This window comes from uncultured Sphingobacterium sp. (assembly GCF_964277905.1).
Lineage (GTDB): Bacteria > Bacteroidota > Bacteroidia > Sphingobacteriales > Sphingobacteriaceae > Sphingobacterium > Sphingobacterium siyangense.
The window spans coordinates 65,079-84,104 of the sequence record NZ_CAXYKD010000046.1; the positions used below are offsets into that span (position 1 = coordinate 65,079).

The 19,026-nt window shown below is 40.7% G+C and carries 11 protein-coding genes and 1 tRNA gene; 2 read left to right on the forward strand and 10 right to left on the reverse strand.

Going from position 1 to position 19,026, the window contains the following annotated elements:
* Positions 1–30: 30 nt before the first annotated feature.
* A tRNA-Glu gene (locus tag ACHWSC_RS21580) sits at positions 31–102 on the forward strand.
* A 105-nt stretch (positions 103–207) separates the two neighbouring features.
* Here ACHWSC_RS21580 and ACHWSC_RS21585 read toward each other — a convergent pair.
* From ACHWSC_RS21585 to ACHWSC_RS21605, 5 genes are all read right to left on the reverse strand, one after another.
* A complete protein-coding gene (locus ACHWSC_RS21585; protein ID WP_394678134.1) occupies positions 208–1,554 on the reverse strand; it encodes an ankyrin repeat domain-containing protein in 1,347 nt (448 codons plus the stop codon).
* 19 nt (positions 1,555–1,573) lie between these two features.
* The gene (locus tag ACHWSC_RS21590; RefSeq protein WP_394678135.1) at positions 1,574–2,770 is read right to left on the reverse strand and encodes an ankyrin repeat domain-containing protein; all 1,197 of its coding nucleotides are present in this window, start codon (positions 2,768–2,770) and stop codon (positions 1,574–1,576) included.
* A 328-nt stretch (positions 2,771–3,098) separates the two neighbouring features.
* Positions 3,099–5,882, reverse strand: coding sequence for a sugar-binding domain-containing protein (locus ACHWSC_RS21595; RefSeq protein ID WP_394678136.1), 2,784 nt, complete (start codon positions 5,880–5,882; stop codon positions 3,099–3,101).
* Between the two features lie 6 nt (positions 5,883–5,888).
* Positions 5,889–9,257 carry a DUF5107 domain-containing protein gene (locus tag ACHWSC_RS21600; RefSeq protein WP_394678137.1) on the reverse strand — a complete coding sequence of 1,123 codons (3,369 nt, stop codon included), beginning with the start codon at positions 9,255–9,257 and terminating at the stop codon, positions 5,889–5,891.
* Between the two features lie 54 nt (positions 9,258–9,311).
* Positions 9,312–10,688, reverse strand: coding sequence for a sugar porter family MFS transporter (locus tag ACHWSC_RS21605; protein ID WP_394678138.1), 1,377 nt, complete (start codon positions 10,686–10,688; stop codon positions 9,312–9,314).
* Positions 10,689–10,817: 129 nt separating this feature from the next.
* Between ACHWSC_RS21605 and ACHWSC_RS21610 the strand changes: the two genes are divergently transcribed.
* The gene (locus tag ACHWSC_RS21610; protein ID WP_394678139.1) at positions 10,818–11,711 is read left to right on the forward strand and encodes an AraC family transcriptional regulator; all 894 of its coding nucleotides are present in this window, start codon (positions 10,818–10,820) and stop codon (positions 11,709–11,711) included.
* Between the two features lie 179 nt (positions 11,712–11,890).
* On the opposite strand, the gene ACHWSC_RS21615 is transcribed toward ACHWSC_RS21610, so the two are convergent.
* From ACHWSC_RS21615 to ACHWSC_RS21635, 5 genes are all read right to left on the reverse strand, one after another.
* Entirely contained in the window at positions 11,891–12,670 is a 780-nt protein-coding gene (locus tag ACHWSC_RS21615; RefSeq protein WP_394678140.1) for an enoyl-CoA hydratase/isomerase family protein, read from the reverse strand.
* 5 nt (positions 12,671–12,675) lie between these two features.
* Complete coding sequence (locus tag ACHWSC_RS21620) at positions 12,676–15,216, reverse strand: DUF5686 family protein (RefSeq protein ID WP_394678141.1); 2,541 nt, start codon at positions 15,214–15,216, stop codon at positions 12,676–12,678.
* A 126-nt stretch (positions 15,217–15,342) separates the two neighbouring features.
* Positions 15,343–16,719, reverse strand: coding sequence for an NADH-quinone oxidoreductase subunit N (locus ACHWSC_RS21625; RefSeq protein ID WP_145328813.1), 1,377 nt, complete (start codon positions 16,717–16,719; stop codon positions 15,343–15,345).
* 17 nt (positions 16,720–16,736) lie between these two features.
* A complete protein-coding gene (locus ACHWSC_RS21630) occupies positions 16,737–18,179 on the reverse strand; it encodes a NuoM family protein (RefSeq protein WP_394678142.1) in 1,443 nt (480 codons plus the stop codon).
* Between the two features lie 14 nt (positions 18,180–18,193).
* On the reverse strand, positions 18,194–19,026 hold an 833-nt coding region (locus tag ACHWSC_RS21635; RefSeq protein WP_394678143.1), incomplete at its 5' end, for a proton-conducting transporter membrane subunit.

Here is a 19,026-nt window from a genome sequence, read left to right on the forward strand (position 1 = left end):
CTTCTATATTTGCATCATCGAAAACGATATGGCCCGTTCGTCTAGGGGTTAGGACGCAAGATTTTCATTCTTGAAACAGGGGTTCGATTCCCCTACGGGCTACAAAAAGCGACTTCAAAAGAGTCGCTTTTTTAGTTTTTATCTAAGTGCCCAATACCAAATTCAGGAAACAGGCCAACAGATTTTTAAAGGGGCTTTCAATAAATTTTAATTCTTTAAAATTTTCGCTTTTTCCGCGTCAAATTCCTCCTGGTTTATAATTCCCGCGTCCAACAGATCTTTTAAATCAAATAGAGCCTTTTTCTTCATTCCCATATCCACGTTTGATAAGGGTTCAGTGAATACTTTTTTCTCTGGAAGGCCGGGCTCACCTTTTAGGGGATCGGTCTGTGCGCCGGCATCAATCAATAATGCCGTTATTTCATTAAATCCTTGCATATTGGAATAATCTATTGCTTTCTGTTCCAATACATTCGTTATATCTGTAACGGAGCCATTAGATAAGAGATACCGCAACACATCTTTTTTACCATAGGCAGCAGCATAATGAAGCGCAGTATTGCCGGTAGCATCTTGTTTATCAATTGTCGCACCACTGTCTAGAAGCTGTTTGACCAAAGACAGATAACCCATTTTTGTAGCTGTATGCAGTAATGTTTCTCCTGCATAATGAGGTTCAAAACCAAGAATAAAGATACGCCGCCCTGTCCGTTCGATCAACCTTTCCAAATATTTACCGTCCTTTCCATCAAATGAGTCTACAGGACGTGCATAATCTGCAGAGAGGCCTCTTTCTAAAAATAAAGCAAGAAGCTCTTTTTGATTGCTATTACAAACATACCATACAGGAGAAATTCCCTCGGCAGACTCAGCAAAAATATCGCTCCCCTGCTCCAGTAACTTCTGAGCAAGAATACGGTTTCCATTTTTTACTGCGAGCAGCAAGGGTCCTTCACTTAAGTCATTCAGGATATTGACAGATGCACCGTTATCCAACAACATATTGACAATAGGAACGGAGCCCAGAACCACCGCCAAATTTAGGGCCGTATTACCCTCCTTGTCAGAGATATCTACACGAGCACCATTTTCAATAAGCAGCTGTACCACTGGCGGATATTTTGCCTGCACAGCCAATAGTAATGGTGATTCAGCACTATTGTTCAACGCGTTTACGTCTAATCCCTGTGCAATCAGTTTATCAGCCATTTCCTGTTGCCCTGTTCGAGCTGTAATATGGAGCAAGCTATTTCCCAAAAAGTCATTGATCAGAATATTAGCATTATTTTCCAATAAATAGACTGCTGTTTGTTTTTGCTTTTGTAACAGGGCAAAATATAAGGGGGTTTCCCCCCGATGATCCTCGTAGTCCACTATAGCTCCACCCTCAACCAGCTTTCTCACCAAATCCAAATAACCTCGATGCGCCGCATAATGCAATGCTGTCCGTCCCATTTCATCAGTGTAAGATACATCAACTTGATTTTTCTCCAATAATATTTCCGCTATTTTACGTTTTCCGCTTTCACACGCTATTATAAATGACTGAGACATAACAATTTTTTCTGTTTTTTTATTGTTTTAATAACCATTCGACTGTCTTTACCTTTATATTATCCTCCATAGCATAATCGACAGCTTTTTTATCCATTACATTCTCCAATTGAGGATCGATCCCTTCACCGACAAGATATTTTACTTTTTTATAGAGGTCTCGGGCTCTATTTTCATCGTAATTGAGGTTTACTTGACAAATTTTATGCAATAGTGTATTACCCTCGTTATCCGCATAACTGAGATCTAGATATCCTTTGTCCATAATTTCCTGTACAACTAGGACTGATTTTTCTGCTAGCCAATCTACGCCTGTTTTTTCTTTCTGATACCAAAGTGATGCAGCTGTCAGATCTGCCCCATGTTCCAAAAGTAAGATCAGCACACTCAGATTAGTCTCGCTATCCGTATGCATCATGCGAAGGAATGCATTGAGTAGGTTTTCTCCTTGTTTATTGACGCTATGAAAATCGGGACTTCCATAATTGAGAAGGGGAACGAGCAGATCTGGATTAAAATGCCTTACTGCTGCATAATAAAATGAACTTTCGCCATGCCAATCCTTTAGCCCTGGATCTGCTCCCGCATTGAGTAATTTAATCACAACATCAGTTTTCAATGTATCAACAGCCATGTGCAGGGCTGTTTTTTGTTCAACATTGCCGATATTCGGATCTAAACCTTCAACTAACAGCCAGTCTACGAGCTCGCTAATACGCTCATTGGATTGCATACGTAGACTACAAACTTTAAAAAGCAACGTTTGTCCATACTGATCCATCCGCTGCAAGTCGGCACCTGCCTCAAAAATAAGCTTTAAGAAAGGAATAACCACATTTTCCTGTAATGCATATTCCAATAAAGTAATACCACCTACTTCTTCGTTGATATCATCTATCTGTGCTAAATAGCCTTTCATCCAAATTAAATGGGCTTCAAGCTGCACTTCGGATGCAATCTGAGGTTTGAATAGCGTATTAATCACGGATGTGCTAAAACGATCATAATCGTATAGATCAGTTGAGATTAGTCCTTTTTTTACAAAATGGTCCAAGACTCCATAATGCTGGGCTTTAATCAATTGGCTCACTAAACTATTCAATTCGTAATCGTGAAAGTCAACTCTACTATTTGCTGCTGCAACAATCCGTTCCATCTCCGCGATTTCACCTTTACGTGAAAATTCAGCAAGCGTCCTTAATTCATTATTTGTCATTTTTTACTTCTGTTAGTCTAAAGAAAAGAAATCCGCATGATTAAATTGAAAACGATTTAACTAGAAAAATAGTATAACAGGCACTTGATAGTAACAACAGAATCACCATAAGCCTTTAAACTGCAGGAATATAAAAAAGTTACTCCAGAAAATGGAGTGGCTTTCAACTATATCAGATTGAAAGTTAGTCTATAATTGATTTATGCCAAAGGTCTGTAACAGGATGTATCCTGTCACAGACCTTTGGCATATAATTCTGCAATAGCGGATGAAGTTGAACGATTAGCCTTAGGCTGATGCGTTAAATTTTTCCAAAGCGATCTTCTAACTAATAGATCGCTTTGGGTTCGGATTTTTCTTGCGCTTCTTTGTAGCGCAACACCTGCGATAGAATCGCTGGATTTTCGATCACTTTAGGCCTAAACTTTGTACTGTTCATATACGTTAAGATGGAGCTCAACAGCTGTCTTGCAACGGGCCTGTTGGCTAGATCCGCCTCCAGATCAAACGAAGCGATCATCAGCTTGCCTGATCCTACCGTCCCTTCAAAAAGAGATGCTAATCTTCTATTATTGGCAAAGTTATCAATGAGCTCTACAACTGCATGTCCACCTTTGACCTGATCCGTAATCATCGTAGTCGATTTAATTTGGAGATCCCACCATTGCCAATCTGTATGATTATCTGTCGGGAAATCGGCAAATACAGGATGTTTAGGGTCACAAAGCAAGCCCATTGTACCGGCCTGTTTTGGAAAATGTACCGGGCTCCAAAAAACAGGAACGAACTTCCCTTCAATACCGTTTATTTTCTTCCAATCGGGATTTAAAAGTACTTTTTTCCCTTCTTTCAGCAAGCGCATTGCTTCCCCCAATTCGCGCGTATAGCTGACTTCCCCAAAATCAACGGCTACCTTTTGAGGGTACACCCAAATATTCCAATGGTTTTCGTACGAAGTACCCTCAAGTTTAAGTTGAATCGTCAATTTCTTCGCCTGTCTAATTGTTTGTAATGGTACTTCTAAATGCCCCACATTGCCTTGATGTCCCTTTCCAATGGTTGACTGAAAATGTCCCTGTGCGATTATTTTTCCTGCATCTTTCAGGAACCAACTAATCCCCTGATTCTTCAAAATCTCCTGTCCATAATTACTCACATCTATAGAAGCTTTGAACGTTTCATCGTTGGTATATACAGCTTTCGCAAACTGGAGCAAAGGCACTACTGGAGCGCTAAATTGTCGAAATTCGGCCGCTGAGAGAATATGTTTGCTATCCCAAAAAGCATCTAATAAGCCTACCAATGCCGTTCCCTGACCAGGGAAATCGTGAAGATCAAGGAGCTGATACCCGCTGATACCCGGTGTCTTCAGCGCTCTTTCCATCTCCTCTTTGTACAGAATAGCTGCCAATTTTCCTGAGGACATCGTATATGCGCTGGCCTTATGCAATAATCCTTTTTGTTTTAGATCTTCTGCTACAGAAATGAAGTTTAACGGTTTTAAAACACCTTTATATTTTTTGATTTCGGCAATATTGGGATAGACAGCATATTGTCCAATTTCGTGCGTCACGACCGGAATCGAAATTCCTTCCAAAGAATTGCTGTAGTTTTTATTGAATGTAGGTGCTTCGCTATTAAATACACCTTGTCCCCGTACCCAACCCTTGGCTGTCCACTGGGTAATCAGATAATCATCATAGGGTTCTTCCTTCACACCATGCCCTTGCTGGAATGTAAAAGAAGTTGCCGTATAAAGATGCCGTTTGTCTTTTTCCTTTACGTATTTTACCAGAGCATTCAGCGCATTGAAATCACCACTCAACTCATTACCCATACTCCAAAAACAAAAGGACGGATGATTTCCATAAGTCTGCATTATTCGATCGGCCTCTTCATAGAGAAAATTCATCACTCCCTCATCTTTACCAAGATTATTCTCCCAGATTGGCAACTCAATTTGAAGATAGAATCCCAATTCGTCGGCAACAGCGAAGGCCGCCTCAGGAGGACACCATGAATGAAACCTCAGATGATTTAGCCCCCATTCGCGTGCTGTCACAAAGACTTTTCTCCAACCAACCTTATCCATCGGCGGGTGTCCCGTTAACGGAAAGATACTGCATTCTAACGTTCCCCTCAAAAATAAAGGCTCACCATTGACTTTTAGCATGGTCCCATCTGTAGAGAGCTCACGCATACCTATTGAGGTACTCAATGTTGATACGGCATCTATGGTTTTCAATTCCAGACTGATGTCGTACAAATGCGGTGAAAATTCGCTCCAAAGTTTCAGTTTGTCACCAAGAAGGTAGTTTAGATTGATCGCTGTATCCCCTGGCGACAGCTGAATGGTTCTTTCAACTGGTGGTAGGGAACCCATTTTGTCTTTTACCTTTATTTTCAGTTTACCGACAACGGCCTTTGCAAGTCTATTACGGAGATTGATCTGCAGATTGATTTCCTTTTTCGCTAGATTAGGACTCGCATACACAGACTTCAGACGCACCGCATCGTAGGCCTGAACAGCAATCTTTCCAAGAATGCCATTCCAAATAATTTGGGTGTGACCGGTATAAGCATGTGCCATATCATCAACGCTAATTGGAAGCTTCTTCCTGTTATCTATGCGGATTGTCAACCGATGCTTCTTTCCTGTTTTCAGTAGTGAACTTAAGTCAAACTCATGCGGACTGACAAGGCTACGTTGCTTTTGTACTACTGCTATCCCGTCGATCCAAACCATAGACTCCCAAAGAACACGCTCGAGGGTTAAGATCATCTCCTTACCTGCCCAACCTGCCGGGATTGAAAGTTCCCGTGTATACCATGCAGCCCCCACATAACGATGTGCTCGCGTAAGATGCGAAAGCTGAGGTTTGGCAAGAGCAGGTGTCAACGTATTTACGGTTCCTAAACCCGCATCATCTGTTGTTCCTGGTAATCTGATCGATGTTTCGAACGATTTACCAGCCCAACCATGCTCGATACCGACATCTTCGGGATCAAGACGAACTTTCCACTCGCCTGCAAGATCAAGACGATTTAGTCCATCTGCCCAGACCGTATAACTGTGAAATAGAACGACGAATACAATGATATAGCGATACATACTGAATTAATTCTTTAAAGAAGTTTCACCTAAGAAAGAATACATAATAGCCTGGCTCCCTTGGTGATTGGGATCCAACCGCTGGACTTGTGCTAAATAATCCATTGCCAAAGCACGATCTCCATTCCCCAAATACCCCAATCCCATGACATACAAACAATGTATTTTATTCTTATGATCCAGATCTTCCTCCCAAATATCCATATCAGGCAAGGAAACTGCAAAATAATCTATTTTAAAGGGCTTGTCAATAAATAACTTTCCATGATCTATTAAACATTGAAAACGTTGTTCAGCTCGCACTAGATTACCAAGCTCACGCCAGGCCAAACCTTGATAAAATATCTTATCTGGTTGTGGATCATTATAGAAAAGGGCCTGCTGGGGTTCATCAGCACCTTCTGTTGCTTTATGGAAATAAACTTTAGCTTCTTCGTCCATACCCAATAAACGATAGACGAGTCCTTTATAATAGTGAACATCGTTTTCTTCCATTGTAATCAGCTTACCTTCACCAAGGTTATGTGGATAATAATCAAGCGCCTTTAGCAAGGAAAGCGCCTGTTGCAGTTCATTTTGCAGTATCGATTTTTTGGCCAATTCGAGCTGACATATCGTGTATTGACGAGAGACCTTACCTTCCCCTCCTTCCCAGGGCTTAAACTGCCGGGAAGCAAGCAACGTTTTCGCGCTCTCATATTCACCCAAGAGATTAAATAGGGTGATCCGCTCCAAGAATAGATCATCTCTAAGCGTCACCAAATCCGGATATCGATCGAGCAGGGCCAACCTTTCTTTGTAAGAGCGTCCCTCCTTCTTGTAGAGCTGATGAAGCTCCATGAGTAAACGTGCATCAGTTTCATCCAATGAAAATGCGCTCTCCAATAGGGGCAAGGCTTCTTTCTTCTTGTTTATCCGATTATAATAAGCTAAGGCCAAATTACGATAAACGGTAGGAAACTGTCCATCCAATTGGATAGCATGCTCCCAACAGTCAACAGCATCCTGATGCTGTCTTTTACCATACCAAAGATTGCCCAAATAATACGAGGCCTTTGCGTCAGCACTATTTAAAACTATGGCATGTCGGAGAATTGCAATCTCTTCCAAACGATTTGGAAAACAATAAGTCGGATCCATAACGACGGCTTGATCACAATACGTCTTTGCCTTGTCATGCAAGCCCAGATGAGTCGCAAAATACCCTAGTGTATAATATACCATAGGGTAAACTAAGGTTATGTCTTCAATGGTTTTTTCCAGGAGTAAAGATGCTTCTTCATATAGACCGGCATGAGCAAAATCCAATGCATACTCCATCACGCTATGAATATTAACCTGCGCTAAATCGAGAATAGGAGAAAATATCGATTCTTCTTGTGTTAACAGGTACCATTCGAATCGACATCCCATATTAAACGGATCCAATTCCATTGATTCTTGAATACATGCTAAAGCGGCATCTTTTGCCCCGATTTTTCTTAAAATAGAGGCCTTCAGCTGCCTTCCTTTATGGTGATACCAGTTTCTGCTCAATGAGTGATCTATTTTTTCCAAAGCAGCATTCCAATTGCCTCTCTTCGCATCAATTTGTGCCAAGCCAAAATAGCCAGAATCCTTCCATGCGGCATTCCATGTTGCTTTGTAGAAAGCTGCATAAGCTCCATTCAGATCCCCAGATAGTTGCAGAGCTACACCAAGGTTGTAATAAGGTTCTCCATCATAAGGATTGGGATTACGCTCCGTAGCGCGAGCGATCGCGGTCTCAAAATAAGTAATGGACTCCTCTATTTTACCGTTCCGCAACAAAAAAGCGCCCATTGCATTATTACATCTGATGTCGTTCGGTTCACGTCGCAGAGCCTCCTTATAATAATCCAATGGATTATAAGTTGCATGTCGGTACTGCTCCAGATGCTGTCCTGTCAAAAACAATTCTTCGATAGAACCAATGTCTTCGGGCAGCAATGCTGCCTGTGCCGGTTTGGGTATATCTTCAGCATCCTTCGGCTGTTCTTGCTGGTAGACCAATATTTCATGGTTATTTTTATCATACACAGTCAATATGAGTTCGGTTGTTACACTGTCCAATCCAGCAACACTTTGGGTATAAATATTCCGAGGAGAACAAGTCACTTGTTCGTCCAAATAGATTTTACCGGCCGTATTACGTAACAAAACACGTATATTTTCATACCTCCCTGTTGTATACAAGACAATGTGAGCAGTCTGCTCCCTAACTTCCATATTAAGCACCGCATCTTTTGTTGCATTTTTCACCTGTCCAACTTCTGCGTAAGGCATAAAATACTGAGACCAAGATTTCACTTCGTAGGGTTGTAACCAAGCAAAATCAGGTTGATTATCTGTATATACACCAGCCATCAATTCAATGTATGGTCCATTTTCATCTGTCAGGTTTCTATCCCAAGCGACACCAAAGTCACCATTTCCCCAGGTCCACTGTTTTTTCCCAGGTGAAATGTGATGGTCGGCCACATGTAACATCCCCGCATTGGTAGCACCAGCCTCATAGCCGCCAACGAAGTTGTATTTCGATTGAATGGCCATATAGGATGTCGGAACAGGAATATTTTTGTATTGTGCAATATCAACACCTGCCGAGTAATCGTATTTGTAATAGGTTCCCGTAGCAATCGGGAAAGAAGAGACCTCTCGCTTTCCATGATCAAAAACGGCATTGACATCGGGGGGAAACACGGAATAATAGTCGTCATTCACAACAACAGCCGGATTGGCCCACCACAGAAAAGTTTGTGGCAATGCTGTCCGATTATACACTTGAACCTTGATTTCTAAATACGCTTTGTCGGGATGCAAGGTAAATCCCTGCATGGCCTTCATCCGAAACATACGCTCGATTTCGTTGCACCAAACCGTAATACTTCCATCGCTGTTGTGTTCGATTAAATGCTCTGTGGGCATAAAAGTAGTCGGTCTATGATGCTGGGGCCAATTAAATTCAATCCCTCCGGAAATCCAAGGACCAGTGAGCCCAACCAAAGCGGGCTTGATAACTTCATTATAGTAAACGAAATGTCGTTCTCTAACTTTATCATAAGCCATATGAACCCGTCCACCTAAAGCTGGAAGAATCATCACCTTGATATATTCATTTTCAAGAAATAGCGCTTGATAGATCTTGTTTCGCTTCTGATCGCTAATTTTCTCTATGATCGGATAAGGATATACTACCCCCGAGCTACCTTGGTATACGCGCTTTTCGGCAAATATGGGATTCTTCTCCTTCGTCCCAATCTCGTATGTTGGAATCGCAATCTGCTCCTCCCATGCTTTTACGATCCCTTTCTGGTCAACTGTTGATTTTATGAGGTAACGAGTCAATTCTGTCATTTTCTTAATACGCTAATAGGTTTATATAGGTCGAGTTGATTATCCTAGTGCCAATTATCCTTCCAGTTCTTGTTCAATTTCTTCTAAGCTTTTTCCTTTGGTCTCTTTCAGTCGGCTCCATAGAAACAGATAACCGATAAAACAGACCCCACCATACAGCCAGAATGTACCAGCTGCGCCCAGATTTTGATTCAGTAAAGGAAAAGTATAAGTGAGCACAAAACATGCAATCCATAGTAATGATGTCGCGATCGCCATAGCCTGCGCCCTTACAGCTGTAGGGAATATTTCGGCGATGATTACCCAAGTAACAGGTGCCAAAGTCATCGCATACACCGCAATTCCGGCTAACACAAGGAGAAGCACGAAAATGCCACTGCAATTGAAATAATAACAGGCCCCTAGGGCAATATAAATCACAAAAAGCCCTGCTGATCCGAAGAGCATCAATGCACGGCGACCAATTCGATCGACCAGATACATGCCGATGAATGTAAAAATTACATTGATCACTCCAGTGATAATAATATTGAAAAGCATCCCCGAAACTGTATATCCGGCAGCCGTAAAAATTTCTTGGGCATAATTAAAAATAACATTAATCCCACACCACTGCTGAAAGACAGCAATAAAACTCCCGAGCAACAACAACCGCAGCAACTTGCCCTGAAATAAATTTCTTTTTCGGGCTTTACCCTGACTTAGTTCAGCCGCCTCGGCAATAGATTGAATATTTTCTGCTGCATATTCATCTCCACCCATGCGTAAAAACACACGCTTTGCCTGTTCGTGCTTCCCTTTCGAATACAACCAACGGGGGCTTTCGGGAATCAGGAAAAGCAGCACCAAAAAAACGACCGCTGGGATCGCTCCTGCCCAAAACATCCATCTCCAACCCTCTTGCCCATTCCAGGTTTCTAGAATAGATTCTCCAGCTAAAACCGGCTTAGCAATGAGCCAATTAACCACTTGCGCTGCAAGTATGCCCAGTACAATGGTTAATTGATTGACCGATACAAATTTTCCCCGACTTTCTGCAGGGGCGATTTCCGCGATATACATCGGAGCCAAATTGGAGGCTACACCAATACCTATCCCGCCCAAAATCCTATAAATAATGAAAGTGTCAAGTTCGGACGCCATGCCGGTTCCTAATGCAGAAATTATAAATAAAATTGCAGCGGTATAAATCAATGGTTTTCTACCATAGCGATCTGCCAATCCCCCCGAGAGCAGTACACCAACAAAGCTTCCCACAATCGCCGAAGACATGGCCCATCCTTGCAATGCAGGATCGGATTCCAAATGAAAATAAGCCTCATAAAATGGTTTCGCACCTCCAATAACTACCCAATCATATCCAAATAGAAATCCACCAATAGCAGCCACAAAAGTGATCAATAGCAGATAGGTTGTCGCGGTCTTTTGCATAAGAGTTTACATATTTAGATTTACTTAGGTAAAAGTAATGGATTACTTGGGGAGAATCATGTAAGTGAACACGATAAACATGTAAAATATTACTATTTTTATAAGGATAACCAAAAACAAGCTCGATTTATGAAACAAAACCAAGATGTCATCGCAGAAGGATTCAAAGGAGAAAAGGCGATTGTCCTTCCCTATGCCGTATGCAACTACCAGGCAGACAACAACATCACAACAAAATTACACATCACACATATCGGTTATTATCCCAATGCAAAAAAACACTACCGTGATCGTCAAGAAGGATGCAAGGAATATATTCTGATTTATTGCGAAAAAGGAAGTGGTTGGATAAAACAGGATGACACAACGCACAACCTTAAAAGAAACGATGTATTTATTATACCGAGAGATAGTGCACATTGCTATGGCGCAAAATCAAATGATCCCTGGAGCATCTATTGGATTCATTTCGCTGGGACAGATGCAACTCTTTTTAAACATATCATGGGGCAAGTGATTCATATAGATGACGCGGATTCAAACAAACATGCTAACCGCATCCAACTCTTCGAAAGTATCTACAAAAATCTGGAAATGGGGTACAGCCCAGAAAATTTGGAGTATACCAGTTTTTGCTTTCAATATTTTTTAGCTTCCATTCAATATCAGGCGCAGTTTAGAGAAAGTAACCGAATTCAAGTAGACAATATTATACAGGACATCATCATATTTATGAAAGACAATCTGGAGAACAATATCAATCTAGATGATATTTCAGCACGTTTCAGCTATTCCAAATCCCATCTTATTAACTTATTCAAGCAGAAAACATCTTACCCGCCCATGGTATATTACAATCAACTCCGTATGCAAAGAGCTTGCTCTTACCTACAATTTACATTACTTAAGATTAAAGAAATCGCATTCAAACTCCATTTTTATGACCCCTTTCATTTTTCAAAAGCGTTTACACGAGAAATGAAAATGTCGCCACAAGAATATCGCAAAAAATATCAAAAATAATATCGATTAAACAATTCATATTCAGATTCATAACCCATCTTGACCAATTACCTCTAAACGATTGGTTATAAACGATTGGCTCTCCATCCGAACATCTTTTCTTGGCGCTATCTCATCTCTTCATCGACATTCAAACCTGCCAATGCACAACGTATAGCATTTAACGAAGTATTGCGGCATTATTCAAAATTGGGTGTCCTTTTCCCTAAAAATGCTGAAACACCTTCTTTGAAATCGTCTGTTCCGAACAAATGTCCGAAGGCATCCATTTCCACCTTATTCCCGTTCTGTTGTTTATCTTCAGCGGCGTTAATGGCAGCAATAGCATTTGCCACCGCAACACGCGAGCGGGTAAATATCTTTTGGAGTATTTCCTCCGCTCGGGCAATTAGTTTATCCTGTGCGATCACCTCATTGACCAGTCCTAGTTCATAAGCTCGCTGCGCATCAATCATATCGCCCGTTAAAATCATTTGCATAGCCTGTCCTTTTCCGATCAATTTGGGCAAACGCTGCGTACCTCCGTAACCCGGAATCAGGCCCAAAGAAACCTCCGGAAGTCCCATTTTGGCATTTTCAGAAGCGATACGAATATGGCAAGCTAAAGCCATCTCAAGTCCTCCGCCCAAAGCATATCCATTTATAGCGGCAATAACTGGCTTCGGAGAAGCTTCGATAAGATCCGTAAAAATAATATGTCCTCTTTCACTAAGCCATCGCGCCTGAATTACAGACAAATCCTTAAATTCCTTGATATCCGCGCCCGCGGCAAATGCTTTATGTCCGGCGCCGGTCAGGATAATACCCCTTACATGATCATCGGAATTGAAATGTTTGAAGATATCTTGCAATTCATCAAGCGTTTCCTGATTTAAGGCATTCAGTTGCGGCTCGCGATTAATGATGACATAGCCAATACTATCTTTAATGGCATACTTTAAATTTGAATATTGAACCATAATTGCTAAAAATTAAAATGTAAGGATGCCGTAAAAGTATCAGAAGGAACTCCTTCACCGCCTTTATAGCTTAATCTCTTTTTATACTCTAATCTAATCAATTTAAAGATATTATCCACCCCCACAAGTCCTTCTACATAAGGTTTGTTACGCACGGCTTTTGTTTGAATAATACCGTCTTTGTCCGCTTCAAACTGAATATTTTCGGGCGTAACAAAGGGATTGTTGGCATCGCTTAACTTTCCATAAAAAGCCTTGAATCCTGTTACTTCACGCCACTTTAACCGTCTGAACAAAGGAATTCTATTAAAAAAGAAACCATTCCAATTGTGGTAATAAGTTAATTTCAAAAACTGGTCTGAAACAAATTCCGAGGTCGCCATCAAGTCAAAGTTCACCAACGGCCCTTGCTTATCTTTAGTGACTTCTGGAAGTTCCAGTAAGGTATAAGGCAGGTGTTTCCCCCAAATTCTCCCGCCTGAGAATTCAAAATCAGCCTGTCCTGCTGGCGATAAGAACAATCGTTTGAACACACTGAACCGCAACGCATCATAACTATAATCTGCCCCCCAAAATCCTTTCAGGCCTTTATTATATTGCAGGGTAAAAATGGGATATTTATTTTCTACTGTTCCTCTGTCGAGATTATGATAAGTAAATTCTTCATTCGGAGCCCAACGCAAAATTAGCTGTAGATCATTTGTATTTACTTGGCGGACTGTATCAGGTAAAGGTAGACTATTGATATAAAACAAATCACCACGAGGTTGTCTGCGGGTATGTGTAAATGCCGTTCCTACACTAATATGGTTCCCAAATTCGATCAAATGATCGAGACGATAGATATCATTAAACTGCCATTTATTAGGCCTGTTTTTTCCAAAAGAACGGAAGAAACCATCTCCTTTTAAAAAACCCAAACCTCGCCCCGGTTCCATAACGTCGTGCTGTACGGTAAAGCGCAAATAATTTGCCGGAAACTGAACAATACGTTCTCCATTTAAAGTAAATGCCGTACTCAGGTAGTATTTTAGCGCTTTGTCTTTATCGCCATAGGCTGTGTATCCTTCGATGTAGGCCTTTTCCGAAAACAAGCGTGTTGTTCGACCACTCATCCTAAAACGATTCCCTTCGTAATTATTACGGCTATAAAGATATTCCAGTGGACCAAACTCAACTTTCCCGGCATTATAATACCCCTTTGCCAATAAATAGCCCAATGCTACTAACTGATTAAAAGAACGCATATTCTGTACCGAATCAACTTTTTGATATGCCCCTAATTCAGCATGGCTTAATGGGCTTGGTCTGATCCCTACTATGGGTACATGCGGTGCGGACTGGAGGAGATACCTTTTTTCAACAGGTACACCAGCAAAATTCTCATTCGAAATAGAATCGGTGCGATGTCCTAAGTATTGGGTTTCTCTGCGCCCATACAATACATCCGACTTGCTCCCGCCAAATAACATTTTCAGGTCTGCATGAACGGGAAGCATGCTACCGTTTTTAAATTCGCTATAGCTGAGATCTATCTGCACGTCATTTATCCAATTGATATTTGCAGTACGTCCGATATTCAATGTCGCGCGATGAACCGCATACCTTGTATCATCTGAGATCAGTAGATCACCATAGAAGAGCAGATCAATTTCCGATTTACCTTCAAAATGGAGCTCAATATAATCCTTCCCCTCTATCTTTATCGTATCTTGAATTTTGTACCTATAAAACGCTGTAGCACCGGAAGCAATTGGACTTAAAACTCCTTTGTTCGTGATCTGAATTGTATTATCATACAGATCAACATCACGGAGTATCGTCTGGAACCGTGTCTGCCAATTATCATTATTAAAAAAGCGTGGATTTAATTCCGTCTGATTGTGGCTGATGACAATCTTCTTACTACGATCTGGATTATGGGATGAATAGATATTGGCATAGTTTTCTTCCAAATAAAAGGGTGCAATGGTCTGCCCCCGAAAAGCTGTAGAATCGACATTTTCAAAGAGGAATCGGAATGGTTTCGGAAATTTTTTCGCTTTATCTTCAGGATTGACAAAACCAAATTGTGTCTTCTCGTATTCGTCAAAACGAATTTCAGGTATACGGGTATAATGATTTTGTGGTCGATGTGCTATCACCTGTTCGATCAGCGCAATAGCTGGATCTTTAGGCTTTTTGTTTTTTCGATTGACCACGACCTCCTCTAATGTATTATTCGATGCAATTAAATGCACCGTCAGCATAGAATCTTGTAAACGACGAACATCCACCGTCCGCCGCTCATACCCAACTGCTCCAAATACAAGTTGTCTGTATTTCTTGATGTCTAGAATTTTAAAATACCCAAGGGTATCACTACTACCACCACTATCTTCCCCAAGCCAGTTGATTGAAACCCTTGAAATGCCCCTGCCTGTTTGTGCATCAACAACCTTTCCACGAATAAAGTCCTGTGCAATTACTTGTCCGCAGATAACGAAGAAAAGTAACACACATAAAACACGAATCGAAAAAGATTTAACACACACTTTAAACACCATCTTCCAATTGATAGGATTTCTTTTTTACAATATACAATTTGTATTCAAGAGTTATACCAATAAAAATAAAAAAAGCACAGCGAAATCGCCATGCTCTAATAAACAACAAGTATTTTAACAGAAACTTTATATTAATTTTAAAAGGCAGTCTGGATATACCCCAATTAAGATGGTAAGCATTACGGCAAGGAATAATACCAATGAATAATTCCACTGCACATTGACACAGGATTCGTCACTGTCTCTAAAGTACATCGCAACGACAACTTTCAGGTAGTAATACACAGCAATACCTGCATTGATTACCGCCAATACGAGCAAAACAATATGATAATTTTCCATAACAGAAGAAAACATCATAAACTTACCGATAAATCCAGCTGTCAGTGGTATTCCCGCAAGAGAAAGCATGGCTATCGTGATGGCAAATGCGAGCAAAGGATTTCGTTTGCCCAAGCCATTAAAAGCTTCAAAATGCTCGGAGCCCGTCGTTTTCTTGACAAGGATCAATCCTGTAAAGGCAACAATGGTTGCTAGCGAATAGGCAAGGCCATAAGCAAAGATACTATTAGCCGAAGTAGCCCCTACTGCTACAATCGCAAATAACATATACCCAGCATGCGAAACACTTGAATAGGCAAGCATGCGTTTGAAGGAAGACTGCATTAATGCAGAAATATTTCCAACAAATAAGGTGAGAATGGCGATCACTAAGAAAACCGGAGTCCAAAAATCTTGTAAAGGCAATAGACTATAACTGAATAAACGTAACAATCCGGCGAACGAAGCAACTTTAACGACCGTACTCATATAACTCGTAATCAGTATCGGAGCTCCATCATAAACATCTGGTGTCCAGAAATGAAAGGGAACAGCCCCCACCTTGAACGTCAGTCCCACAATGAGGAACAATATACCTCCATAAAACAAAGGCGAAATTGCCTGCGGGTTATTGACGACATAGTTTTTGATTTCACTTAAATCAAATGATCCGGTAGCACCGTATAACAGGGCAATACCAAACAGTAGAAACCCAGTAGAGAAAGCGCCCATCAAAAAGTACTTTAATGCAGCTTCATTTGATGCTTTGTCTCTTTTACGTATCCCGACCAAAATATAAAGCGCTACAGACATAATTTCAATACCTAAAAAAAGCATTGAAAAATTATGATAACTATTCACAAGAACAGCACCTGTGAGGGAGAAAATCAATAACGAGTAATACTCCGCAATTTGTCCCTCCTCATCAAAATATCCCTTTGAGATTACAAAGATACACAAGGTAACCGCGATACATAAGACCGAGAAAGCAATAGCGTAATGATCAAAATGAACCATCCCACTAAAGAGAGGTCCGCTGGTAGAAGTCCAGTCATTCCATAGGAAACCAATAGCGACCAAGAAGCCAAGAATAGAAACAGGCAGCAGCATAGATTTCATCTTGAATAAGCCAAGGTAAAGGACGACTAATGCTAATATCGAAAGTGTAATTATTGCACCCATACAATTAAATATATCTATTATCTGCCTAAAAATGTACTTAAAACTTCCACAGAACCTGCAGAAAGGTTCAATAGGAAATTAGGGAATATACCAATATAAAGGATCAAGACAGAGACCACTGTCAATACAATAAGTTCCGTTCCTTTTACATCTTCAAATTGTATAGTTCTTTCGGTCGTTTCTCCCAGCATCGTTCCTTGATAAAGCCTAAGGATATAAACTGCACCCAGAATTAAGGTTAAACCCGCAAAAACAGCAAACCAAAATCCATATTGAAAAACGCCTTTCAATAATAAAAACTCACCAATAAATCCATTTGTTAATGGTAACCCCACTGCTCCCATACAAATAATCATAAAGAAGATGGCCAACCGAGGCGCCTTGCTTGCTATTCCACCAAGCTCAGTAAGACGACGTGTCTGTGTGCGCTGCTGTATAATATCCAACACATAAAAAAGTCCTATCACAGAAATACCGTGATTTAACATTTGAATAGTTGCTCCACTCAGGCCATTGGTATTCCATGTAAAGACACCAGCACTAATTAAACCAACGTGGGCTATTGATGAATATGCGATCAATCGCTTCACATCATCTTGTTTAATTGCAATAATGGAAGCATAAACGATCCCAATAACGCATAAGATCATTGCAAAATGTCCGTATAGAGCAACACCAGCTGGTGCGATAGGCAATAGCCAACGCATTAAACCATAAACCCCCATTTTGAGCATGATACCCGCCAATAACATCGTGCCTGCTGCAGGTGCGTTTGTATACGTATTGGGTTGCCAAGTATGAAAAGGAAAAATTGGTATTTTGATGGCGAAAGCAACAAAAAAAGCCCAAAATAACCATCGCTGTGTGTTTTCCACCAAATCTAATGCAATAAATGAAGTCCATTCAAAATCACGATTGGGCACTTGTTGATAGAGATAAAGAATACCGATCAACATCAAAAGGCTACCCAAAAAAGTATAAATAAAGAATTTCAAATTTACGCGGATACGATCTCCTTCACCCCAAAGTGCACAAATAAAATAAATCGGAATCAAGGCAATCTCCCAGCCCACATAAAAAGTAAACGCATCCAAGGCCATAAATACGAGCAATAAGCCCGCTTGCATAAAAGCCATTAAAGCATAAAAGTTTCCTTTATAATCCTTCTTAAAGGTTGTGGCAATAATTAAAGGCATCAGCCCATTCGTCAATAAGATCAACGGCAAGCTAATTCCATCAACGCCGATATGAAAATGAATATGCAATGAAGAAATCCATAGCCAATTTTGTTCAAATTGCATTCCGCCATTTGCGTCAAAAGTACAAAGGAAAGGAATAGTCAAAGCCAAAGACAGTAATGATAAAATCAAGGCAATAGACTTTGCAGCATTGGTCTTTAAGAACGTTAGAATCAATGCGCTTATTAGCGGCAATAAAATAAGTAAAAACAAGTTATCCATCGATTATACCAAAATTAAAGACTCAACAATCCATAGATGAAAATGGCAATCACCCCAATTACCATCATCAATAAATAAAAACCAACATTACCATTCTGGAGCAAACGCAATACCTTTCCGGTATCAAATGTTGCCTTACCGGCACCATTAACAACGCCATCAATGCCACGTTGATCCACAACATTCCCGAAGAAAGCTGAGAGCCAATTGATGGGACGTACAATGATGCTATCATAAAGTTCATCCACGTAAAACTTATTGTAAGATAGATTCGCCAAGAAACTTCTGGCACCTTCTCCCGCTTCAGGTAACTGTTGTCGTTTAACATACTTATTAAAGGCTAAAGCAACCATAATCAATACCCCAACAACAGAAACGGCCATTAATAAATATTCAGTACTGTGTTCCAAATGATGAGTTGCAGGTATTATTGCTTTTCCCTCTGAGAACACTGGCGCCAGGAAATCCTCAAGCCAATGATTACCTCCCAAAACAGCTGGTAAGTTGATTACACCTCCAACCACAGAAAGTATAGCCAATACAATGAGTGGCATGGTCATACTCTTTGGAGATTCATGCAAATGATGTTTTTGCTCTTCCGTACCACGGAATGTCCCAAAAAAGGTCATAAACAGCATCCTAAACATATAGAATGCCGTCATTAATGCACCAATAAAACCTAAACCCCATAAGACCGGACTAGCGGCAAAAGCCCCCGCCAATATTTCGTCTTTGGAGAAGAAGCCAGAGAATGGTGGAATTCCTGCAATCGCAATTGTCCCCATCAACATCGTCAGATAAGTAATAGGCATTGCTTTCTTCAAGCCGCCCATTTTACGCATATCCT

Excerpts from the sequence above, each read along its gene's own strand:
- ACHWSC_RS21590 (WP_394678135.1), bottom strand. The coding sequence starts at position 2,770 with ATGACAAATAATGAATTAAGGACGCTTGCTGAATTTTCACGTAAAGGT.
- ACHWSC_RS21610 (WP_394678139.1), top strand. The coding sequence starts at position 10,818 with ATGAAACAAAACCAAGATGTCATCGCAGAAGGATTCAAAGGAGAAAAG.
- ACHWSC_RS21600 (WP_394678137.1), bottom strand. The coding sequence starts at position 9,257 with ATGACAGAATTGACTCGTTACCTCATAAAATCAACAGTTGACCAGAAA.
- ACHWSC_RS21615 (WP_394678140.1), bottom strand. The coding sequence starts at position 12,670 with ATGGTTCAATATTCAAATTTAAAGTATGCCATTAAAGATAGTATTGGC.
- ACHWSC_RS21585 (WP_394678134.1), bottom strand. The coding sequence starts at position 1,554 with ATGTCTCAGTCATTTATAATAGCGTGTGAAAGCGGAAAACGTAAAATA.
- ACHWSC_RS21595 (WP_394678136.1), bottom strand. The coding sequence starts at position 5,882 with ATGTATCGCTATATCATTGTATTCGTCGTTCTATTTCACAGTTATACG.
- ACHWSC_RS21620 (WP_394678141.1), bottom strand. The coding sequence starts at position 15,216 with ATGGTGTTTAAAGTGTGTGTTAAATCTTTTTCGATTCGTGTTTTATGT.
- ACHWSC_RS21605 (WP_394678138.1), bottom strand. The coding sequence starts at position 10,688 with ATGCAAAAGACCGCGACAACCTATCTGCTATTGATCACTTTTGTGGCT.
- ACHWSC_RS21630 (WP_394678142.1), bottom strand. The coding sequence starts at position 18,179 with ATGGATAACTTGTTTTTACTTATTTTATTGCCGCTAATAAGCGCATTG.
- ACHWSC_RS21625 (WP_145328813.1), bottom strand. The coding sequence starts at position 16,719 with ATGGGTGCAATAATTACACTTTCGATATTAGCATTAGTCGTCCTTTAC.